At 62.4% G+C, this 22,300-nt stretch carries 16 protein-coding genes; 8 read left to right on the top strand and 8 right to left on the bottom strand.

Annotation, left to right across the window (positions count from 1 at the left end; all coding sequences use genetic code 11):
• Nucleotides 1-256: 256 nt before the first annotated feature.
• The 4 genes from ACWHVV_RS02055 to ACWHVV_RS02040 all read right to left on the bottom strand — a co-directional run bounded on the left by ACWHVV_RS02055 (nt 257) and on the right by ACWHVV_RS02040 (nt 8,233).
• Complete coding sequence (locus tag ACWHVV_RS02055; RefSeq protein ID WP_447527622.1) at nt 257-535, bottom strand: PAAR domain-containing protein; 279 nt, start codon at nt 533-535, stop codon at nt 257-259.
• Nucleotides 536-596: 61 nt separating this feature from the next.
• Nucleotides 597-5,540: a DNA repair ATPase gene (locus ACWHVV_RS02050; RefSeq protein WP_447927851.1), complete on the bottom strand. Its 4,944-nt coding sequence runs from the start codon at nt 5,538-5,540 to the stop codon at nt 597-599.
• A gap of 107 nt (nt 5,541-5,647) precedes the next feature.
• Entirely contained in the window at nt 5,648-7,579 is a 1,932-nt protein-coding gene (locus ACWHVV_RS02045) for an SPFH domain-containing protein (protein ID WP_447927850.1), read from the bottom strand.
• A gap of 24 nt (nt 7,580-7,603) precedes the next feature.
• Nucleotides 7,604-8,233 carry a hypothetical protein gene (locus tag ACWHVV_RS02040; protein WP_447895023.1) on the bottom strand — a complete coding sequence of 210 codons (630 nt, stop codon included), beginning with the start codon at nt 8,231-8,233 and terminating at the stop codon, nt 7,604-7,606.
• Between the two features lie 384 nt (nt 8,234-8,617).
• On the opposite strand from ACWHVV_RS02040, the gene ACWHVV_RS02035 reads away from it, so the two are divergent.
• Nucleotides 8,618-10,216, top strand: a complete 1,599-nt coding sequence (locus ACWHVV_RS02035) for a hypothetical protein (protein WP_447927849.1) — start codon at nt 8,618-8,620, stop codon at nt 10,214-10,216.
• 139 nt (nt 10,217-10,355) lie between these two features.
• Here ACWHVV_RS02035 and ACWHVV_RS02030 read toward each other — a convergent pair whose 3' ends face one another.
• Together ACWHVV_RS02030 and ACWHVV_RS02025 are read right to left on the bottom strand one after the other, a co-directional pair.
• Nucleotides 10,356-10,892, bottom strand: coding sequence for a DUF1176 domain-containing protein (locus ACWHVV_RS02030; RefSeq protein ID WP_447927848.1), 537 nt, complete (start codon nt 10,890-10,892; stop codon nt 10,356-10,358).
• Nucleotides 10,893-11,024: 132 nt separating this feature from the next.
• Complete coding sequence (locus tag ACWHVV_RS02025; protein ID WP_447927847.1) at nt 11,025-12,455, bottom strand: aminotransferase-like domain-containing protein; 1,431 nt, start codon at nt 12,453-12,455, stop codon at nt 11,025-11,027.
• A 163-nt stretch (nt 12,456-12,618) separates the two neighbouring features.
• Between ACWHVV_RS02025 and ACWHVV_RS02020 the strand changes: the two genes are divergently transcribed.
• Both ACWHVV_RS02020 and ACWHVV_RS02015 read left to right on the top strand, forming a co-directional pair.
• Nucleotides 12,619-12,819 (top strand): DUF1127 domain-containing protein, encoded by a 201-nt coding sequence (locus ACWHVV_RS02020; RefSeq protein ID WP_447927846.1) that lies wholly within the window; start codon nt 12,619-12,621, stop codon nt 12,817-12,819.
• Nucleotides 12,806-13,663 (top strand): PhzF family phenazine biosynthesis protein, encoded by an 858-nt coding sequence (locus ACWHVV_RS02015; RefSeq protein WP_447927845.1) that lies wholly within the window; start codon nt 12,806-12,808, stop codon nt 13,661-13,663. Before ACWHVV_RS02020 ends, ACWHVV_RS02015 begins: the two co-directional genes overlap by 14 nt.
• Before the next feature lie 78 nt (nt 13,664-13,741).
• Here ACWHVV_RS02015 and ACWHVV_RS02010 read toward each other — a convergent pair whose 3' ends face one another.
• Both ACWHVV_RS02010 and ACWHVV_RS02005 read right to left on the bottom strand, forming a co-directional pair.
• Nucleotides 13,742-15,238 (bottom strand): CoA-acylating methylmalonate-semialdehyde dehydrogenase, encoded by a 1,497-nt coding sequence (locus ACWHVV_RS02010; protein WP_447927844.1) that lies wholly within the window; start codon nt 15,236-15,238, stop codon nt 13,742-13,744.
• A gap of 17 nt (nt 15,239-15,255) precedes the next feature.
• Entirely contained in the window at nt 15,256-16,536 is a 1,281-nt protein-coding gene (locus tag ACWHVV_RS02005; RefSeq protein ID WP_447929110.1) for an aminotransferase class III-fold pyridoxal phosphate-dependent enzyme, read from the bottom strand.
• A 377-nt stretch (nt 16,537-16,913) separates the two neighbouring features.
• On the opposite strand from ACWHVV_RS02005, the gene ACWHVV_RS02000 reads away from it, so the two are divergent.
• Genes ACWHVV_RS02000 through ACWHVV_RS01980 form a run of 5 tightly spaced genes read left to right on the top strand, consistent with a single transcriptional unit; the run spans nt 16,914 to nt 22,228 of the window.
• Nucleotides 16,914-17,168, top strand: coding sequence for a hypothetical protein (locus ACWHVV_RS02000; RefSeq protein WP_447927843.1), 255 nt, complete (start codon nt 16,914-16,916; stop codon nt 17,166-17,168).
• A complete protein-coding gene (locus ACWHVV_RS01995) occupies nt 17,168-18,685 on the top strand; it encodes a sodium:solute symporter family protein (protein WP_447927842.1) in 1,518 nt (505 codons plus the stop codon). Before ACWHVV_RS02000 ends, ACWHVV_RS01995 begins: the two co-directional genes overlap by 1 nt.
• An 11-nt stretch (nt 18,686-18,696) precedes the next feature.
• A complete protein-coding gene (locus ACWHVV_RS01990) occupies nt 18,697-19,554 on the top strand; it encodes a FadR/GntR family transcriptional regulator (RefSeq protein WP_447527600.1) in 858 nt (285 codons plus the stop codon).
• Nucleotides 19,551-20,819 (top strand): Zn-dependent hydrolase, encoded by a 1,269-nt coding sequence (locus ACWHVV_RS01985; RefSeq protein WP_447927841.1) that lies wholly within the window; start codon nt 19,551-19,553, stop codon nt 20,817-20,819. The genes ACWHVV_RS01990 and ACWHVV_RS01985 overlap by 4 nt, the downstream gene beginning before the upstream one ends.
• The gene (locus ACWHVV_RS01980; RefSeq protein ID WP_447927840.1) at nt 20,819-22,228 is read left to right on the top strand and encodes an amidase; all 1,410 of its coding nucleotides are present in this window, start codon (nt 20,819-20,821) and stop codon (nt 22,226-22,228) included. Before ACWHVV_RS01985 ends, ACWHVV_RS01980 begins: the two co-directional genes overlap by 1 nt.
• The last annotated feature ends 72 nt before the right edge of the window (nt 22,229-22,300 follow it).

Raw genomic sequence — 22,300 nt, 5'->3', positions numbered from 1 at the left:
AAGGGATGGATGCAAGATTTCGTTGTTGTGGAGCCCGCTTCAGCGGTAGTCCGACCATTCGGCGAATGGCGCCGTCAGGCGCCCTGGCCAAGCCACCCGTCGCGAGCTAAATCTCCGTCCCACAGGGGCTAGCCAAGCTTAACTGATCGGCATTAGGATCTCCCGAGTGTTTTAATGAGCGAGGATTCTTTTTCCGCCGTCGAATAGCGCGGGTAAGTCGGGCGTACCTGCGAGGCCGCGACAACGCGGCCCGACTTCAAACATCGCCAATAATGACCGTGCCCGAGCCTTCGATCACGGTATTGCCGTGGGCGCCGACGCTACTGAGAACGGCGGCGGGCTTGCCGTTGATGAATACCGTGGAGGAAACGGTCCCGGTGATGGGGCTTCCACAGGCCGACTTGTCGCCGAGCCGTGCCGCGGACAATCCGTCGTGAAACACGTCGGGGGAGCCCTCGACCAGCGGGTTGGTTCCGTGCCCGGGGATCGGGCACGCGGTGTCGTCGGTCACACGTGCTGCTGGCTTGCCACTCATGGTCGAACTCCTTGAAAAAACGTGTTTTCGGCTGTCACACCCGGTACGTCATAAGGCCTCATCAGCCTTCGTCCTGGCGCGTCTTGCCCCACTGCCCAACACCTTCGGCAATCAAACTCAGTTGGCGCACCACCAACGCGCCGGTTTCTTCGTCGCCGCCGGTGAGCTGGCGGCGCTTGAACTCGCGCTTGATCTCGTCCCAGCGCGCTTTTTCCTTCTCGCTTAGCGTGCCGCGCAGCTCCTTGAGCTTGAGCAGGTTCTCCTCCGCGCCCTGGGTGAGAAGCTGCGCTTCGCCCACGTAGTGGTCGTCGATGATCGCCTCGAGCTCGGCGTCGCTGAGGATGGGCGATATCTTCTCCGCCAGGCGGTTCATGTTGCGGTAGCTGCCTTGAAGGCGAAACGGCGGCTCGGTGCGGTACTCATCGGCCTGGGCGCTGGAGGCGATGTACTGCTGATTGACCCGTAGAACCACCTCGCGCACCTTGAACATGTTCTTGAGCACGGCCAGGATCTCTTCGCGCTCTGCGCCGCTGTAGTCGTGCTCGAAGTCGGTGCTGGGCACCTCGCGCCCCTGGGCCTGGTCGACGAAGCGGTAGAAGTCGTCCAGCCCGCGGGTAGAAAGCGGCGCCAGCACCGTGTTGGCGCTCATCGAGTTCTCGATATAGGAGAGCGCGAACACCTCTTCCATGCCGCTCAATACGTCGCCCAGGTTGTAGACATCGGCGCGGTTGGCGAGCATGTCCGGCACCTTGAAGACGTCGCCGCTTTCGGTGTAGGGGTTGCCCGCCATGGCGATGCAGAAACGCTTGCCGCGCATGTCGTAGGTTTGGGTGCGCCCGTTCCAGATGCCGTCGATTCGCCGGCTGCCGTCGCACAGCGAGATGAACTTCTGCAAAAACTCCGGGTGCGTGTGCTGAATGTCATCGAGATAGAGCATGACGTTGTTACCCATCTCGAAGGCCAGGTTCAGCTTGATCAACTCGGCCCGCGCGGTGGAGTGGGTGGCGGACTCCGGGTCCAGCGACGTCACGTCGTGACCAAGGCTTGGGCAGTTGATCTTCATGAAAATCAGCCCCAGCCGGTTGGCAACGTACTCCATCAGCGTCGTTTTGCCGTAACCCGGCGGCGAGATCATCATCAACAGGCCGCTGTTATCGGTGCTGCGCGACTCACCGACGGTGCCCATCTGCTTGGCGAGGTTGTCGCCGATGATGGGCAGGTAGCTCTCTGTAATCAGCTTGTTGCGCACAAAGGAGTTCAGCGGCTTGGGCAGGTACTCCTCGAGCCTTAAGCGTTCGCGCTGCTCGCGCAGAATGATCTGGCGGCGCTCCTGAAGCTGTGTCCAGTCGCGAATCACCACGTGCTCGTGGTGGCGCAGCCGCTGTTGGAAGTCGTCGAGCTGTAGCGCAAGGCTCTGCTGATCCAACCGTTCGTGTTGGCCAATCAGCCCCTCGACGGTAAAGGCGAGCTCGACACTGTGGGCACTCGGCGTCAGCCGCTGGGCGGTGTTGAGTAGGGCAATGGCTTCGGGCAGATAGTGCAGCACGCCCTGCTGGCCGGCCTGGCGGGCGTGGGCCTGGAGCCAGTGGGACGTAATCGTCCAGCGCGCGCCGGGCTGGCCTTTGACCACCGCCAGCGCCTCCTGAAAATGGGCGTAGTGCCCCTGGCGCTGCATGGTCTCGATAAAGCCCTCGGTGAGGGCCGCGGCGTATTGCGTGGTCGAGAACGCTTCGCCTTCCTCGGCAAGCTGGCGCACCAGAAACTCCGCGGCGCTGTCGCGCTCGGCGGGACCGCCGGGGAGCGTATGGTGCTCAACAAAGGCGCTTAGCTTTGGCGCGATCTCGTCGATCAGCGCGCGCAGCAGGTCTTCGCTTTGCATGATGCGGCTCAAAATGCCCGCGGACAGGCAGCGCGCGCGCAGGTTGCGCGCGGCTTCGTCGTCACTCAAGCGGTCGGCCCAGAACAGCATGGCCAACGCCCGCGGCAGCGGCCCGAAGCCGAGCAGCCCGGCGCTCTGGCGGGCGGGCCACAGCGTGCGCACGATCAAGGCGGCGTCGTGGTCGTGGATGCCCTTCTCGTAGCCTTCCCGGTAACGCGGCGAGGCAAACGTGGCAATCTCGCGCTGGAGCGCCTCGGTGTCTTCAACATTAATGGGCGCGGCGTCGGGCTTAGCAAGCTCCTCCATGAAGCGGTAGGCCAGGTACTCCGCCCGGTAGACCTGGCGGCTCTCGGAAGGCAGCGACATGCTCCAGTAGCCGCTAAGCGCACTCAGGCGCTCATCCGTCAGCGGCTCGTAATACTGGGTGCCGGTCAGGTGCAGCATGATGCGCTCGTCCCGCGGTACCAGGGTCAAATCCAGATGCTGCTGGTTGACGCTGAAGCGGTGGCGCGGGCCCAGGCGAATCACGTTGCCGCCGGATTCGAAGATATCGGCGCGGTCGCGCACGCTGCGCAGCGCCGCGTCCTGGGAGGCGCGCAGGCGCCCGCCGATGTCGTCGGCCTCCAGATTGGCGCCGAAGCCGCGCAGCTCCTCCACCATGCTGCGCACCTTACCCACCATGGCATCGGCGGCGAAGAAGCTGTGCAGCTCCTCGAGGGTTTCGAAGCGCTCGGTGCGCTGGACGACGTTGTCGAGAATGCGCCGGCTGGCGTCGGTCAGGGTGGTAACGCGGCGCTGGCGCTCGTCCTGAAGCTGCTGGCGGCGGCTTTCGATGCTCTCGTGGGCGCTTTCACGCTGCTCGAGGATCGTGGTCAAGAATTCGTCATACTCGCCGAACTGGCTCTCGAGCTCTTGAAGCTGGTCGAGGATGCGCGTCATCAGCTGGTCGCAGTCATCCGGCTCGCGAAGGGCGCCCACGCCGTTGGCCAGGCTCTGCTCGAACAGGCGAATCTGGGCGGCGAACTGGGCCTGGGCCTCGGCGCTGCCCTGCTCGCGCAGGCGGATTTCGGCTTTCGAGCGCTGCTGGTTGATGCTGGCGTAGATGCTCGAGATATTCTCGGTAATGCGCGTCTGCTCTTGGGCGTCGCCGCCGGGCATCGACGAGAGCAGTCCCTGGATCATGTCGAGACCGGCGGTCAGCTCGCGGTAGCGCTCGACGCACTCCGCCAGCGCCTTGCGGTTTTCCGCTTCGCTGACCGCGGTTTTGATCTCGTCGAGGGTGGCGCGATACCCCTCGAGCGCCTCGGGCGTTGCGAGAAACGAAAACGTCTGCTCGGTCAGCGACGCCTCGGCTTTATCCAGCGCCTGTTCGAGCTCGGCCAGGCGCGCCGTATCGAGATAGCGCCGCTCGCCCAGCGCCATCAGCCGCCCGCGGTGATCGCGCAGCTTTTTCAGGTAGGTGACGAACAGATCCGGCGTTTTCCAGCTGCTCGGCTTGAGCTCGCGCAGAAGCGCCGACTGGGCCTTTTCGAGCTCATTCAGGGCCTCGGCGGTCTGCGCGCGGATCGCCTGTACTTTCTCGTACTCGTCGAGCATCAGCTCGGCGGTGTGCTTGAGCTGTTCGAGCACGGCGTGAATGGCGGAGAAGTCCGCCTCGCCCATCCAGTAGAACTGATTCAGCGTGCGGTCCACCCGGCGGATGATGGCGTTGAAGTGGCGCTCGTTGGCCTGACCGTCGCCGGCCAGTTGAACGATGCTGTTGAGCTCGGCGATGCCGCGCACCAGCTCCGGGTTGCCGATCCGCCCCATGGGCGTGTCGTTGCGCACCGCCTCCTGGGCGTGAAAGCCTTCGGACATGAACGGCGTCGCCCACACCTGAATGGGGTGCACCAGGGTCGGCTCGTCCTCGGCGTAGAAAATCGCCAGGTGGCCGTTTTCGAGCACCGCGGCGCCATGGCCGACCATGGGCGTGTCGACCTCTTTGCGGATCAGGTTGTAGCGGTACAGCACGACCTGCCCGGTACTCACGGCGTAGAACACGTAGAGCACGTCCTCGCCATTGGGCGAGCGCACGACGCGCTTGAAGCGCAGATCCTCTTCGGGCACCTCGAACGTGGTCAGCTCGCCATTGTTGAGGTAGCACCCGGTGGGAAAGATGATGCCGTGGTTTTCCGGAAGCTCGACCACCGAGCCCGCCATGGCGTCGATGCGTTTGACGTGCTGCTCGCCGCGATTGAACAGGTAGTAGCGCCATTCGGCTTCGTTGAAGGGCAGAATGCGCACCAGCAGCACCGCGCCCAGGTCGGCGTACTCGAAGGTGGCATCGTCCAGCGACTGGGAGTCCGAATCGACCGGGTCGCTGAAGATCCCTTCGCCGCTTTTGGTGTTGTTCTCGATCTTGAACGTGATGTTGCCGCCCAGGTTGTCGACGAACACCGTATCGAGAATGTTCAGGTGCGGCGCACGGCCCTGCTCCTGCATATCGCGCCCGGCGCTTTGCCAGGCGAAAGCGAAGCGCTCGGGAAAGACCAGGTCGCGCTCGCCGCGGTTGTCGATATAGCGGCTTACCTCGCCCTGGGCGCTGAGCTCCCAGCGGAAAACCCGCAAGTCGGTGAGCTTTTCACCGATCTGAAACGCCACCAATAGCTTGCCGCTTAACGTGGCCATCTGCGAAAGCGTGGCGTTGCTGTAATACTGCTGTAGCTCGCGAAAGTCGCGGACGAACTGCTCGTCGGTTAGAAAGCTATCGGCCAACGTGCTTTCGGTGAGTTCGAGCCCGTCGTCGTCATCCTTGAGATGATAAAGCGCGAAGACGTCGCTTGCCTCGAGCGCCTTGCGAAGCCCTAGCTGAACATTGAAGCCGAACAGAATCTGGCCGCCGATACGCACCATGTCGCGGGCGACGGCGTTGTTCTCGGTACGCACCCGGGCGCGGCCCAACAGCGCCATGTTGCTGGTACCGAAAACCTCGGCGCGCGCGTCGTTCAAACGCGTCACCGACGCGCCCAGCTCGCTTGACTGGGTGGTCAGCCGGCGCTGAATGGTCTCGAAGGCCGAGCTCTCCCTGACGAGGTTCTCGACGGCGTCCTTCGACGTAGTATCGCTTGATCCAGTGTCCTTCGACATCGTGTCCATCCTGAATGAGTGCTCGCGAGACAAGGGCTCACGACAAAACAAAAAAGACCGCACGTGGCGAACACCTGCGGTCTTTCGAAGGCGCTACAAGGCGGCGGTTAAACCGTTTCGGACGACTTTTTCGCGCCCAGGGCGCGGTCGGCCAGGCCTGCAAGGGTGGCCTGCAGCGCCGGCGATTTGTCGAGCACGCCCTGAATGGACTTGCCGTAACCGATACCGGTGGCGAACTTCTCGAAGATGTCGCCGTCGCCGCCGATCAGCTCGAACTTGGCATTTTGCAGGGCAGCGGCCATGACCTTGCCGTTTTCCAGCATACCGACACGATGCGCCTCGATCTGGGCCATCACTTCCTTCTCGTGAACCTCCAGGTTCATGCGGAACTCTTCGAAGTTGCGCGCTTCTTCGGACATGTTGTCGTAGGCGCGCAGCTTCTCGACCAGGCCGTTGGCCTCGGCCTTGGCCATCGCCTCGCGGGCCTGGGCCTTGGCGGTGCCCAGCTTCTCTTCGCCCATGGCTTCGGCTTCCAGGCGCTGTTCGAGCACGCGCACCTCGGCCATGCCGGCATCTTCGTCGGCCTTGGCATTGGCGGTTTTGACTTCCGCCTGGGCCAGGCCCTCGCTGCGCTGGGCGTGGGCCCGCGCTTCCAGCACCTGGGCTTCGGCCAGACCATCCGCCGCGGCCAGTGCCTGGTGGCCACGCGCCTGCTTCTCTTCGGCGGCGGCGCGCTTCTCGGCGGAATCCAGCTCGGCCTGAGCGCGGATGACGGTTTCTTCGGCTTCGAGCTTGGAGCGCTCGAAGACCGCTTCGGCGGCGCGCACTTCCTTGAGTTTGCTTTCTTCGGCCTCGGCCTGGGCGGCGGTCAGGCGAGTGACTTTCTTACGCTCGGCTTCGGAGCGGTTGCGAACATCGTTGATGTTCTCTTCTTCTTCGGCCACGCTGCGCTCGACGGCGATGCGCTGGCTGGTAATCTCGGCAATGTCCTTGCGCTCTTCTTCCAGCGCTTTCTCCATGCCGATCCGTTCGATCTCGACTGCCCGCTCGCGGTTGACGTCCTCGAGCTCCTTGGCCTGGCGAATACGCACTTCTTCGATCTGGACAGCGCGCTCGCGGGCCTTGGTCGCCATCTCGATCTGGCGCTGCATGTTCTCGTCGGCAATCGCCAGCTCTTCATCGGTCTTGATGCGAGCGGCTTCGCTCTTGGAGCGCTCCTGCTGGCTGACCTGCTCGGCTTCGGACTCTTCGCGCGAGCGTAGGCTTTCGATCTCGCGGCGCTGGCGCGCCTCGGCGTCGGCCTGGGTACGCTCTAATTCGAGCGCCGCTTCCCGCGCCGAGACGTTCTTGCGCTGCACCTCGAGATCTTGATCGCGCTCGAGCCGGTTGGTCTCGACATTGTGCTTCGCGGTAATCTCGGTGATGCACTTGATACCTTCGGAATCAAGAATGTTGTTCGGGTCGAGCGAGCTCTTGGGCGTCTGCTCCAGGTAGTCGATCGCCACGTCTTCGAGCACGTAGCCGTTAAGATCCTGACCGATGGTTTCGACGATGGCATCGCGGAACTGCTGGCGCTCGTCGAACAGCTGCATGAATTCCATCTTCTTACCGACGGTCTTCAGTGCCTCGCTGAACTTGGCGTTAAAAAGCTCGTTGACGGCGTCGCGGTCCGAGGCGCGGTTCACGCCCACGGACTTGGCCACCCGCAGCACGTCCTCGGCGGTCGCGTTAACGCGCAGGTAGAAGGCCACGCTGATGTCGGCGCGCAGGTTATCCCGGCAAATCAAGCCCTCTTTGCCCGTCCGGTTGAGCTCGAGGGTAATGACCGAGATCTGCATGGTTTCGGCGCGATGAATCACCGGCAGCACCATCGCCCCCGTGAAATAGACCTTCGGCGTGGTCGCCAGGTCGTTGACGATCAGCGCCTGGCCCTGGTCGATCTTGCGGTAGAACGTTTTAATGAGCGATAAAATCGCCAACAAAAGAACCACAATGATGCCAATGACAAAAAGCGTTGGCATGAGCCACGGTAAGTCCATTTTTTCTCTCCTGTTAACGGGGGGTCAGTCGTTCGAGCCGGCGTTGAAATCGTCTTCCGGGATGACCCGGTAGGCGTCTTCATCGGCCAGGTAGTTAATCAAAATCGCACGGTCCCCCCGTACCAGCGGTTTGTCGCTGCGCACCTGAAGGATGAGATGGTCGCCGTCGATATAGGCGTCGGCGCGCCCGCGGGCTCTGTCGACGCTGCCGGAGCGGATCGTACAAAGCGTGCCGGCCAGGCGCTGCTCGGTAGGCAAATGCAGCGCGGGCTTGAAGAGCGGGCGCAGCGGCTTGATCAGCCAGGAGGTAATGAAGATACCCACGAAGAACCCGAGGACCAGCACGACCAGGCCAAAGAGCCCATATAAAAGCCCGGCAGCGACGTACTCCCCCACCAAGAGCTCGGCGAAATAGCTAAACAGCCAGCCAAACAGCACGACCAGGGTAACGGCCAGCGGGAGTGGCACGCCCTTGAGGCCTAACGTCGCCAGCAGGCCGCCGGCGTCCACGGAGCCATCGGCGCCGTCCATATCGCCCAGGTCGTCACCGGTCATGCCAGACAGCGAGATCAGCCAGTAGATGACGGCCACGCTGAGCAGAATGGTGAAAATCACCGTCGGGAAGGTCGAAATGATCGAGATAAATAAAGGCATGCGCCTTCTATTCCTTGAAAGCCGGGTCAGGATGGCGCTCGCAGCGAACCCCCTGCGCGATAGTGAGAGTCAGCGAGAGCAGGCGCACCGCGCGCTATTTTCCTGCCCTCAGGATTAGCAAAAACTACAGGAGCGATGCTTAAAAGCAAGATATAAGGAGTTTTTAAGCGATCACTTACATAGCGTGTAGGCAATCTCTTACATTTCGAGTTAATTCGACTGTAGTTATTAAAAAATTGAATGGAAGCGTACGGCCTCGATGACCTTATTAGCTTTGCCTTAATAAACGCCACGTCATACATTAAGGCCCCAAGCGCTTACACGGCGCGCCGCAGTACTCTGACGCAACTCGGCAAACGGCTATCCAACTCAGGGATGAATACCATGGATGACACGCTTTCTAACGGCTTCTCTTTGGCCGAGTTTCAGCAAGACCGGCTATCGGCGGATCAGCGCACATTGCTGCAATGGGCCGACTGCGAACTCTATTCGGCCTTTGTGCGCAATGCAGCAGGTGAGGAAGAGCCGGCCGTCGTTCAGATGGACTCGGCGTCACGCTACGTCGCCTCCACCAGCCCGGACACCTTGCACACCCTGCTGGCTGGAGCCAAGCTTGCAGAAGGCAGCGAAGTGGTCGTCAAGCCACTGCCACTCAATGAGTTGGCGCGCAATGCGTACCTCTATGCTGTGGGCCTACACATTCTCGACGACGAAAACGGCCAGTATCTCGACCGCCCGACCCTGCTAACACTGGGGTTGACCGCCGTGGTGGCGTTGCCGGAAAGTAAAGAGACCCTCTACCAAGCGGACATTTTCTTTTTCGCACCAGCGCACGATGCCCAAACCGTGCCGCACGGCGCCGTTCAGTACTGGTACGACGCAAGCCCCGAGCCCTTCGACAGCCAGGACACGAGCCTAAAAGCGTCGATCTACGTATTTGACGATGAGCTGGATTGGGCCAACCCGCTCTTTCCCGACCTGCCCGAAGGCGCGGTTGCGTTGAGCACCCTTTCGCCCGGCGCTAAGGCCTTTTTCGAGCGTACACGATGGCCGCTGCTAAGAGGCCTGAACCTGGAGCCAGCAAAGCCTCTCGAAGGCGAGCAGCCCTACCACAACAGCCTGGCCGAAGGACAAGCGCTGACCTCTTTCAACCAGCTGCGGGCCATGATGGGGCGGGACATCGTACCCTCAGCCCTGGACATCACCCTGAACGTTGCAGACGCTGACGCGCAGGAGAAAGAATCTGCCAATACCTCGGCGATCTGGAAGGTCACGATCAGCTTTACCACACCCTTGAACATCAAGGCGCTCTTCACACCACTGTGGGTGCCGGCGTCGCTATGTCAGGCCAACACAGAGCTACCCGACAACACCGGCATCCACCGCGCCAGCAAAGCGCTACGCGAGCGTATCGTGGATCATCTCGCCTGGATATTTCTCCACCGAGGGCGAAGTTTCGACGTGGCGCTGTTCGGCAACTGCCTGGAAGGGCTACTACCTGGCCACGTAATCAACCAGTTCGAGCCTTTTCAGCCGGACTACACCGACCACCGTTTTCCCTGCTTGGCGCGCTTTCAATGTGCGGATGAACAGGTGCCCGTACTGCTACTCGGCCAGGAGGGTGGCCACTACGTGTGCAAGCCGCTGAAGAATGCCGATATACAGGAATCGAAGGTACCCACCTCGATCCCCCGCCGCAGCGAACTGATCGATATGGCCTCCCAAAGCATGCCGCTCTCCAGTATCGACGACATTCTGGTGCTCCCCCCCGCGCTCATCGATTTCCCCGAACCGTGGTATGAAGGCATACGGATCAGCGATCAAAATCTCAAGGCGTCGTTTTTTTCCAGCATGCGCGTCAACGTCTTCCTGGACGAGGTCGAGCGAAACGATAGCGCGGCCACCAGCCCCCTGGTGAAAGGGATATTGGGGGTCTGCCTGGTCGTGATGGTGATTACTGCCCTCGTCGCGTTGAGTTTGTAGCTTTCACCGGGTTAATGCGTGAATGGCGAACCTGGAGAACGGCTGCCGCACGGGCATAAAAAACCCGCCTTCGACCGAGACGGGTGTTTAGATGAGAAGGCCCGGCGCCTGCCCGGGATGACAGGCGCCCAATAAACCGTTACTCGGCTTCGAAGATAACCGGGTACTCCTCGACGGGTTCGTCGCAGGCTTCGGCGGCGCGGTATTCGGTAAGGTGAAAATCGGCGCCCTGCCACTGCCAGGTGCGCGCACCGCCACAGCCGCCAACGCCGCGGTCCTTGTACTGATCACTCAGCACCGCGGTATCGGCATCGAACGTTGGGTCGAAAAGTTGATCGGTGCCGGTCCAACTGCCGTTACGCCACTGGGCAAAGAGTAGCTTGCGCGGATCGGCGTCCTCGGCCTGATAGATCGCCTCATAAGAGGTCTGGTAGGCACCGGCGTTGCACGGCACCAGCCACAAATCGCCACTGACCAGATCATCCTCGATTTCGTGATGCTGCGGCGCAATTCCCCGGGCGGGGTCGATCGGCCCACAGGCCTCCCCCACCATTGCGGCTACCTCTTCCGGCAACTCTTGGGGCGCCGAAGAGGTCTCATTCATCTGCGCGGCGGCAAAGCCGGCGGAAACCGTCAACGTCGCGGCGGTCAACCAGCTTAATGTGCGTAACGTCATATCCACCTCCTGTTTTGGTTTGCCTTGGATAAGGTTTTTCGACAAGCGCCGATGAATACTGGCTACTTCATAACGCATTATCGAAGCGCATGCTACGTGGCTATTTCGGTTTGGCTGGTCGTTACCTATCTATCAGACTTGCTTACGCGACTCTTCCACCATCTCCCCCGCCAATTCCCCCACCGTACGCACCGCGGTTTCCATCGCCGGGGTCAGCGTGAACGCGTAGTTCAGCCGCAAACACTGGCGAAACTTGCCCGAGGCAGAGAAGAGCGACCCCGGCGATATATGAAGCGCATGAGTGGCCAGGCGCTCGTTCAGGCGTACGCAGTCCACCGCGGCGGGCAGCTCTACCCAGAGTAGAAAGCCGCCCTGGGGGTAGCTGATCGCCGTGCCGTCGGGGAAGTAGCGCTGCACCCAGCTGATCATCACATCGCGCTGGCGCTGGTACTGGCGGACAACAAAACGCAGGTGGCGCTCGAAATAGCCCTTGGCGACGAACTCTGCCACGGCCAACTGGGGAAGCGTGGCCGAGGCGCCGGTGGAGACGTATTTCATATGTAGCGCCTGGTCGCGGTAGCGCCCCGGTGCCATCCACCCTACTCGAAGCCCGGGGCCCACGGTTTTGGAAAAGCCGCTGCACAGCAGCACCCGGCCATCGTCATCGAAGGATTTCACCGTGGGCGGTCGGGGTTGGCTGAATGACAGGTCGCCGTAGATGTCGTCTTCGATGATCGCCACATCAAAACGCTGGGCGAGCTGAAAGAGCGCCCGCTTACGTGCGGCGGGCATGGTGTAGCCCAGCGGGTTATTAAAGGTGGGCGTGACCTGAATAGCACGGATCGGCCACTGCTCCAGGGCCAGCTCAAGGGCTTCCAGGCTGATGCCGGTTTGCGGGTCGGTGGGGATCTCGAGCGCCTTCAGGCCGCTGGCCTTGAGAATCTGCATGGTGCCGTAGAAGCTGGGGGAATCCACCGCGACCACGTCGCCAGGCTGGGTCAGGGTGCGCAGCGCGATGGACAGCGCCTCCTGGCAGCCGGTGGTGACCATGATGTCGTCCGGGTGGAGCAAACAGCCCGAGGCGACCGCCAGGCGCGCCACCTGCTGGCGAAGCTCCGGGCTTCCAATCAGCTTGTCGTAGTTGAAGCCGTGAAGGTCGGTGCGGCGGTGCAGACCCGAGAGGATTTTGGAAAGCGGGTTGAGCGTTTCGTACGCTAAATTGGGTATGCCGCGCCCCAGCAGCAGGCGCTGATCGTCGCGCTGGGTGGCGACCATCTCGAGCACCTGGTCCCACTGGGAGACGTCCAGCGGGCGCTGGGCCGGGCGCGACACCGAAGGCAACGCCGCCGGCGCCCGGTGGGCCAACACGAAGTAGCCCGACCGCGGCCTGGATTCGATCACCGCCGAATCCATCAGTTGGCGGTACGCCTCCTGGGCGGTGGAAATACTGACATCCAGCTCCTGGCATACGGCGCGAATCGAGGGTAGCCGCTCGCCCACGGGGTAAATATCGTGCTCGATGCGCTCGCGCAGAATACCCGCCACTTGCTCGTAACGCGTCATACCAGTCTCCCGATGAAAGCTTCAACGACCATACAGATTGAAGGACTTTTACCCTACAGAGCGCTAATATCGACCCTCTGTATCTTAAAATCAATAAATCCTATATCTGTATCCTCATTCGCGCGCCGGTTACCTTGGGAAAGCCCTCCCAAGGAGACTCGCCATGCCCCGTTTCAGCCTGAACCAGCTTCGCGCTACCCTACGCAAGTACCTCGAACGCCGCCGCAGCCGCCGCCAGCTGTTAACCCTCGACGACCGCCTGTTGCGCGATATCGGCATGAGCCGCGCCCAGGTCAATCGCGAAGCCAAGCGCCCGTGCTGGCGCAGCTCACTACCCCAAGGAGGCCCGTATGACACGCGCTGATTACTACCTGCTCGATGTATTTACCGATCGACCCTTTACCGGCAACCCGCTGGCGGTGTTTCTGGAAAGCGACGCGCTCGACACCCCCACCATGCAGGCGATCGCCCACGAACTGAACCTGGCGGAAACGGTGTTTCTGGGTACGGCCCAAGCGCCCGGGCACTACCCGATGCGCATCTTCACCCCAATCGAGGAGCTGGATTTCGCCGGCCACCCCACCGTGGGTACCGCACAACTGCTCGCCGAGCTCGACTTGGTCGAGCGCGAGCAAACGCTGATATTGGCGCCGCCGGTAGGCGAGTTGGCCGTGCGCTTCTCGGATACAAAAGCCACGTTTACGACCGCCCGCGCGGCCAGCATCGACGTAAGCCCGCTCAACCACGAAGGCGCCGCGGCCCTTTTAGGGCTTGAACCTGGCCAGGTAATGGATAAGCCGGTCGTCGCCTCCTGCGGGCTGGCGTTTCATCTTGTCGAGCTGAGTGATGCCAAGGCCTTGGGCGCCGTGCAGGTGTCCGCCACCGAGTGGAGCGCGACAATCGCCCCGAGCGGCGCCGAGCAGGTCTATCTGTACGTGCGGAAAACCGACACCAATAACGTGGGCGCCATTCGCAGCCGCATGTTCTCGATGCACGATAGCCTTTGCGAGGACCCGGCCACCGGCAGTGCGGCGGCGGCGCTTAGCGGTTACCTGGCCACCCAAGGCGAGGCGCGCCGCTGGACGATTCATCAGGGCGTTGAGATGGGCCGGCCCAGCGTGATCGAGACCGAGATGAAGGGTGAGCTGGTAGAGGTTGGCGGCGAAGCGGTGCTGGTGGGCAAAGGCACGCTCTACTTACCGGATTAACATGAACAAGCCCCACCCGGTTATCCGGATGGGGCTCTCAATGCCGCTGCGCCAGGCGCTAACGCCTGGCGCTTCTCATCAGTTCTGATTGGCAGGAAACGAGAACTCCGCACGGGTCGCCTCACTAACCGACGGCCAACGCTGAGACACCGCCTTGCGCCGGGTGTAAAAGCGCACCGCGTCCGGCCCGTAGGCGTGCAGGTCACCGAACAGCGAGCGCTTCCAGCCGCCGAAGCTGTGGTAGGCCACCGGCACCGGCAGCGGTACGTTGACGCCGACCATGCCGACCTCGATACCGTCGGTGAAGCGCCGCGCCGCCTCGCCGTCGCGGGTGAACAGGCACGTGCCGTTGCCGTACTCGTGGTCGTTGATCAACTGCATGGCGTCATCCAGGCTGCCCACGCGCACCACGCAGAGCACCGGGCCGAAGATCTCTTCCTGGTAGATGCGCATATCCGCGGTGACGTTATCGAACAGGCAGCCGCCGACGAAGTAGCCGTTTTCATGGCCCTTCACGGTAAGTTCGCGGCCGTCGGCGACCAGTTTTGCCCCGGCGTTCACGCCCTCTTCGATAAAGCTCAGCACCTTGTCGCGGTGCTCGGCGGTGACCAGCGGGCCCATGTCCAGGCCCTTGTCGGTACCCGGGCCGACCTTGAGATCGGCAATCTTGGGCAGCATGGCGTCCACCAGCCGGTCGGCGGTTTCATCGCCCACGCATACCGCGACCGAAATCGCCATGCAGCGCTCGCCGCAGCTACCGAACGCCGCACCCATCAGCGTATTGGCGGCGTTATCCAGATCCGCATCCGGCAGCACCACGGCGTGGTTCTTCGCCCCGCCCAAGGCCTGGACGCGCTTGCCGTTGGCCGTGCCGCGGGTGTAGATCGCCTCGGCCACCGGGGTGGAGCCCACGAACGAGACCGCCTTCACCGCCTTGGCATCCAGCAGCGTTTCCACCGCCTCGCGGCTGCCGTGGACCACGTTCATCACGCCATCCGGCAGGCCCGCTTCTTTCAAGAGCTCGGCCACGGCCATGGTGGAGGATGGATCCTTCTCCGAGGGCTTCAAAATGAAGCAGTTACCGCAGGCGATCGCCATGGGATACATCCAGAGCGGCACCATGGCGGGGAAGTTGAACGGCGTGATGCCGGCCACCACGCCCAGCGGCTGAAAGTTCGACCACGCATCGATGCCTGGGCCCACGTTGTGGGAGTACTCGCCTTTCAAAAGCTCCGGCACGCCGCAGGCGTACTCGACGTTCTCGATGCCGCGCTTGAGCTCGCCCAAGGCGTCTTCCGGCGTCTTGCCGTGCTCTTCACTAACGAGCTGCACCAGGCGCTCTTGGTTGTCTTCCAAAAGCTGCTTGAAGCGGTACATCACTTGGGCGCGCTTGGCCGGGGGCGTATCGCGCCAGGCCGGGAACGCGGCCTGGGCGGCTTCGATTGCGCGCTCGACATCCTCGGCACTTGCATCGCACACCTGGCGGATTACGTCGCCGGTCGAGGGGTTGGTGACGTCCAGCGTGCGCGGGCTTTCGACGCGCTCGCCGTTGATGAAATGAGAAACAACGCTCATCGCTTTACTCCAATCGGTTATGCCAACGAATCCAGGGTACTTGCCACCGCGTCGAACAGCCGCTCGAGCTCGGCTTCCGTGGTACCAAACGGAGGGCCGAACTGCAGCGTATCGCCACCGAAGCGTACGTAAAAGCCGGCTTCCCAGAGTGCCATATGGGCATCCCGGGGGCGAATGGTCGGATCGCCATCGCGCGGGGCAAGCTGAATCGCCCCGGCTAGCCCAAAATTACGAATATCCACCACGTTCGCGCGGCCTTTTAGCGCGTGCAGTTTCGCCTCGAACGCCGGAGCGATGCCGCGCACCTGGCCGGGGAAGTCTTCGCGCTCGAACAGCTCGAGGGAGGCCAGCCCCGCCGCGCAGGCCACCGGGTGGGCGCTGTAGGTGTAGCCGTGGACGAACTCGATGGCGTGGTCCGGCCCGCCGCCGTGCATGAAGGTATCGAAAATTTCGCTGTTGGCGATCACCGCGCCCATGGGCACCGCGCCGTTGGTGACCTGCTTGGCCACGTTCATGATGTCCGGCGTCACGCCAAAGGCCTCGGCGCCGGTGCGCGCGCCGCTGCGCCCGAAGGCGGTGATCACTTCGTCGAAAATCAACAGGATATCGTGCTCGGTACAGATCTGGCGCAGCCGGTCCAGGTAACCCTTGGGTGGCACGATGACGCCGGCGGAGCCGGACATCGGCTCGACGATCACCGCGGCGATGTTCGAGGCGTCGTGCAGGGCAATCTGGTCGAGCAGCGCGTCGGCAAGCTCCGCGCCGGTCTCGGCCTGGCCTTTGGTGAAGGCGTGGCCAGCCTGGAGGGTGTGCGGCAAGTGCGTGACGTCCAGCAGCTGGCCGTAGTGCTTACGATTGCCACCAATGCCGCCCATGCTCGTGCCGCCCACGTTCACACCGTGATACCCCTTGGCGCGGCCGACCAGGCGCGACTTTTCGGGCTTGCCCTTCAAGCGCCAGTAGGCCCTGGCCATCTTGAGCGAGGTGTCCGCCGCGTCCGAGCCGGAGTTGGTGAAAAAGACATGGTCGAGCCCTTTAGGCGTAAGGCTTGCGATCTTCTCCGCCAGCTCGAACGCCAGGGGGTGGCCGATTTGAAAACCCGGCGCGAAATCCAGCGAACCAAGCTGCTTCGAGACGGCTTTTTGGATCTCTTCCCGGTTGTGCCCCGCGCCACACGTCCAGAGCCCGGAGAGCGAATCGAACAACTTACGACCCTGGTCGTCGATGTAGTAGCGCCCCTCGGCACCGGTAATCACACGGGGGTGAGCGCGAAAATCGCGGTTGCCGGTGTAGGGCATCCAGTAGTGCTGGTTCAGCGTTTCGTTGGCGCCTTGCTGGGCGCCAGCGTGCGAGGTCGTGGAGAGATCCGTCACGGTAGCAAACTCCATAGCGATAGGGATATGAAGTCAGCATGCGTTACGAAATACGTTTATCAAACAAGATTTCTCTTTAGCTCACGTTAGTAAATTTATACGTAATACGTGGCCCTGACAGGCATGCACTCCTTGACGTTTTTTTGGAATAGCCCTAATTATTGTATTTATACGAATAAATATAAAAACCGATAAGCACGCCTACCCAGGTCACACATCGCGGCGCCCTTGCGGCTCTCGACGGTGCTGACCACCGCTCACAACTACGTATAAAGCGGATATCAACAAAGGGCTAACTCGTCATGAAGAACTTCCCTCCTGCCAAGCTGTGGCTGTATGGCGCCATCGCGTTTGGTTTTGTAATGCTGGAAAGCCCCCTCATCCTGGTGGCCAATCGTATCGAGCCCACGGTGCTCGGTATTCCCTTCTTCCTGGCCTGGAATCTGTTCTGGTGGCTGATGCTGACGCTGACGTTTTTGGTGGCGTATTTCACCAACTGGGGCAGCGCGGCACCGGCTCGTCGAGGCGACCACCCCGCTGATCAGGGAGAAAAATAATGTCTGGCAGCCTCTTTATCATTGCGGCCTTCATGATCATCCCGTTGATCGTTGGGGTGCTATCGGCCCGCCAATCCCAGGCCACCAGCGAGGACTTCTTCGTTCAGGGCCGGGCAATGGGCAGTATTGCGGTATTTTTTACCGTGGCGGCGACTTGGTGGAGCGCCTTCGCGTTTCTGGGCTCCAACGCCACGTTCTACACCAACGGGCCGGTCTTTCTCACCGCCCTTGCCTGGAATCTCCTGTTTGGCTTCATGTATTACGCCGTGGGTAAACGGGTCTGGTTTCTGGGTAAGCGGTTCGACTATTTAACGCCTTCGGACCTGATGGGCGACTTTTATAACAGCGAGGCGCTGCGCATCACCGTGGCCGCCATCATTCTCTTTTTTACCGTCCCCTATCTGCAGATCCAGCTCACCGGCGGCGCCTACTTGATCGAAGTCGCCTCCAACGGCTTGATTCCCTTCTGGCTGGCCGCGCTGCTTTTCTACTTCATCATCATCGTTTACGTCTGGATCGGCGGTATCCGCGCCATCGCCTGGACCGATGTGATCTACGGCGCTCTGCTGTTTTTCGGCATGATGTACGCGGGCTACTACATCTCGACCCAGCTGGGCGGGCCCGTCGCGCTATTCAGCCAGCTACAGCAATCCTCGCCGGCGCACCTGACCCTGCCGGGGCCGAACGGCAACATGGGCTACCCCATGTGGTTCTCGCTGTTTGCGATTACCGCCATCGGCGCCTTCATGGGTCCGCAAATCTGGCTGCGCATGTACTCGGTCAAACACGGCAAGCTCTTCAACCTGATGCCCTTTTTGCTGGGCCTGGCGGCCTTTGCCTACGTGGGTTCGGTGCTGTCGGGCTACTCCGGCGTGCTGCTGGAGCCGGGGGTGGAAAACCCCGACCAGATCCTGCCCATCATGCTGATGGAGTACGCCCCTTATTTGCTTGCCTCGCTGATCATGGCGGCGGGCGCTTCGGCGGCGATGTCGACGGCCAACTCCCAGATCCACGCGGTGTCCACCGTGGTCACCATGGATATCTACAAGCGCTACGTGAACCGGGACGCGAGCCAGATACGCATCGTGACCATCGGGCGCTACTCGCTGGTCGGCTTCTCGCTGGCCGCTTATATCATGGCGCTCACCGTACCCGGCGTGCTGGTGACCATCGGCATTGCCGCGCTGGCGGGTACCGCGCAACTGATCGTGCCCACCGTTGGCGCTATCGCCTGGAAGCGAGCCCACCCCACCGCCGCCCTGGCCGGCCTGTGGGCGGGCGTGGCCTGCGTACTGCTGATGACCTTTGGCCCGCTGAGCGCGCCCTTCGGTTTTCACGCTGGTATCTGGGGGCTTTTGCTCAACGTTTTACTGTTTATCGGGCTGAGCCGTGCGTTAGAGCGCCGCGACACCGAGGTGGTCGAGCGCTTCACCCAGGCGCGTAGGGAGTACGACGCCGAGTATCACCCGGAGCGCCTGACCACCGATACCGTTTCCACCGCGACGCGTAACCGGTAAGGAGCGCCTTGATGGCTCACCCCGCCACGCCCGGCCGCCGCCCCAAGCTCGCCGAGCTGATCAGCGACGACATCAAGCGCTGGATCGCCGCTGAGTCGCTCGGTGAAGGCGACCGGCTGCCCAATGAAAAAGCCCTGATGGAACTCTACGGCAGCGCCAAAGCCACCGTGCGCGAGGCGCTGAAGATTCTCGAGGTCGAGGGGCTGATCACCTTGAAAACCGGCCCCAAAGGAGGCGCGGTGATCAATCAGCCGGGCATGGAACCCGCCAGCCGCATGCTGCGCAATTTTCTGCACTTTCAAAAGCTCGACGGCTGGCAGGTGTACCAGTTGCGCAAACTTCTGGAAGTGGAGCTGGCCGCCTCCGTGGTCGGTCGGCTGAGTGAGGAAGATTACCGCCAGCTCGAAGCCAATATGGCCGCTTGCGGCGGCTGTGGTGCCAGCGAGGACGATCACCGCCATCAGCGGTTTCTGGAGCTCGAGTTCCATCAGCTGCTGGCGGCCGCCTGCCCCAACCCGCTGCTGGCATTCATGTGCCGGTTTCTCAACGACATGCTGCGCGACCTGGTCGTCATCAAGAAAGCTTACGTGCCCGAACGCGGCCAGTTCGACCGGGCCAACCAGGACTACCACCGTCAATTGGTAGAGGCCTACCGCGCCGAGGACACGCCGCGCGTGCGCAAGATAATGGCCGAGCACATGGCGGATGCGGAATTTCACATGAGCGCCCTGGAAGCCGAGATGGCCGCCCAGATGCTCACCGGCAGCCTTCACTTCGATTCACATCAACGCTCCAAACTGCACGATTTGTTGACAGACAACGCTCGACCGGCGCCCTCAGCGCTTAACCCTGCGAGGAGAACAACATGACCGCGACGCAAACCACCCCAACCGACCTGACCACCGACAGCGACCGCCTTTGGGCCTCGATGATGGAGATGGCCAAGCTCGGCGCCACCGCCAAGGGCGGCGTCAACCGCCAGGCGCTCACCGACCTGGACCGCCAGGGGCGGGATTTATTCATCGAGTGGTGCAAGGCCGAAGGCTGCACGGTCCGTATCGATCGCATCGGTAACATCTTCGCCCGCCGGGAAGGCCGCGACCCGCAGGCCAGGACGGTCATGGCCGGCAGTCACCTGGACAGCCAGCCCACCGGCGGCAAGTACGATGGCGCCTTTGGCGTACTGGCAAGCCTCGAGGTCGTGCGCACCCTGAACCAGCACGACATCAAAACCCGGGCGCCCGTCGAGATCGCCGCCTGGACCAACGAAGAGGGCTGCCGCTTTGCCCCCTGCATGATGGGCTCCGGCGTGTTTACCGGCGAGCTCGGATTCGACGAGATGATGGCCCGCACCGATGCCGCGGGCATGACGGCAAGCGACGCGCTGGATGAGACCGGCTATCGCGGCAGCGACGATGTCTCCCCCGAGGAAATCGCGGCCTACTTCGAACCCCACATCGAGCAAGGCCCCATCCTCGAAGACACCGACACCACCATTGGCGTGGTGATCGGCGCCCTCGGCCAGCAGTGGTTCGACCTGACGCTCACCGGGTTAGAAGCCCACGCCGGCCCCACGCCCATGGATTTACGCCGCGACGCCATGATGGGCGCGGCGGAAGTCACCCAAGCGCTCAACCGTATCGCCCACAACCACGCGCCCCACGGCCGCGGCACGGTGGGCTACATGGCGCTTCACCCGGGCTCGCGCAACGTAATCCCCGGTCAGGTGAAGATGACCCTGGACATGCGCCATTGGGAACCCGAGGCGCTGGAAGCGATGAGCCGCGAGGTAACCCAGGCCGTCGAGGAGATCAGCAAGCGCCACGGGCTCGAGTACGAGCTCACGCCGACAGCGACCTTCGCGCCGGAGTTTTTCGATAAAACCTGCGTCGAGCGTGTTCGCCAGGGCGCCGAGACGCTGGGGCTTTCGCATCAGGAGATCATCAGCGGCGCAGGCCACGACGCTATTTTCATCAATCGCGTGGCGCCGGCGGCGATGATCTTCATCCCCTGCAAGGACGGCATTAGCCACAACGAGGCCGAAAGCGCCACGCCCGAACACGTTCACGCTGGCGCCAATGTGCTGCTCCAGGCGGTGCTGGACGCGGCGGGCACCGATGAAGGGGGCGCGTGATGACCACCCCTCCCCAGGAAACCTTCGAGACGCTGACCGCCCGTGAAGCGCTGGCGCGGTTTCGCGAAGGCACGCTCAGCCCGGAAACCCTCGTCGAGGACTGCCTGGCCCGTATCGCGCGCGACAACCCGCGCGTGAACGCCTTTAGCGTGGTCAATGAGCGTGAGGCGCGCGAACTCGCTAGGGCATCGCACCAGCGCTGGCAACAGGGTACGCCCTGCGGCCCGCTGGACGGCGTACCGGTGACCATCAAGGACCTGACCCTGACGAAGGGGCTGCCCACCCGCATGGGCTCGACCACCACATCGGCCGAAGGCCCATGGGAGGTGGACGCGCCCATCAGCCGCCACCTGCGCGAGGCCGGGGCCATCGTGATCGGCAAGACCACCTCGCCGGAGTTTGGCTGGAAAGGCGTCACCGACAACCCGCTGCACGGCATCACCCGCAACCCCTGGGATACCCGGCTGACGCCCGGCGGTTCTTCCGGCGGTGCGGGCGCGGCGGCGGCGCTCAACCTGGGGCTTTTGCACCAGGGTAGCGACGCGGGTGGTTCCATTCGTATTCCGTGCAGCTTTACCGGCACCTTCGGCATCAAGCCAACGTTTGGCTGGGTACCCCAATGGCCCGCCAGCGCCATGAGCACGCTTTCGCACCTGGGGCCCATGACCCGCACCGCCGCGGACAGCGCGCTGATGTTAAGCGTGATGGCCCAACCGGACAGCCGGGACGGCTATGCGGGCAACCCACAAGGCCCCAACTGGCTAGCACCCCCGCCGGCCGACCTGAGCGGCTACCGCATCGCCTTTAGCACGGACCTGGGTTACGTGGACGTGGCGCCGGACATCGCCAGGCGAGTGGAAGAAGCGGTCACGCACCTTGAAGCGCTGGGCGCCACGGTCGAGCGCGTCGACCCGGGCTTTGCCAAGCCGCTCGAGACGTTCAATACGCTCTGGTTCGCGGGCGCCACCCAGGCGCTTGAGAAGCTGGACGAGACGCAGCAAGCGGCCCTGGACCCGGGCTTTTTGGACATTGCCCGGCGCGGCCAAAACGTATCGCTTTCGGCCTACCTGGCCGCCCGGCGCGCGCGCAGCGCGCTGACCGCCCACATGGCCGCGTTTCACGAACGTTTTGATCTGCTGGTAACCCCCACCATGCCGATATCACCGTTCGAAGCGGGCCATAACGTGCCGCCCGATGGGCCTTATAAGGATTGGATGGACTGGACGCCGTTCAGCTACCCCTTCAACCTCACTCAGCAACCCGCAGCGTCGATGCCCTGCGGGCTGGATGACCAGGGGCTGCCGGTAGGGCTTCATCTGGTGGCGGGGAAATATCAGGATATGAAGGTGCTGCATGTGGCGCGGGTGTTGGAGGGGGTATTGCCGAGGTTAACGCCACCTGCCGCATGAATATAACCAACGGCAGTGAAATGCTTATCGGGATATTCAATAAGGCGGCGTTTATGTTGAAGGGTGGGCTCG

This window comes from Vreelandella sp. EE27 (assembly GCF_968206495.1).
Note: the sequence above shows the minus strand (reverse complement) of the source record. Positions and strands in the feature narration are given on the sequence as shown.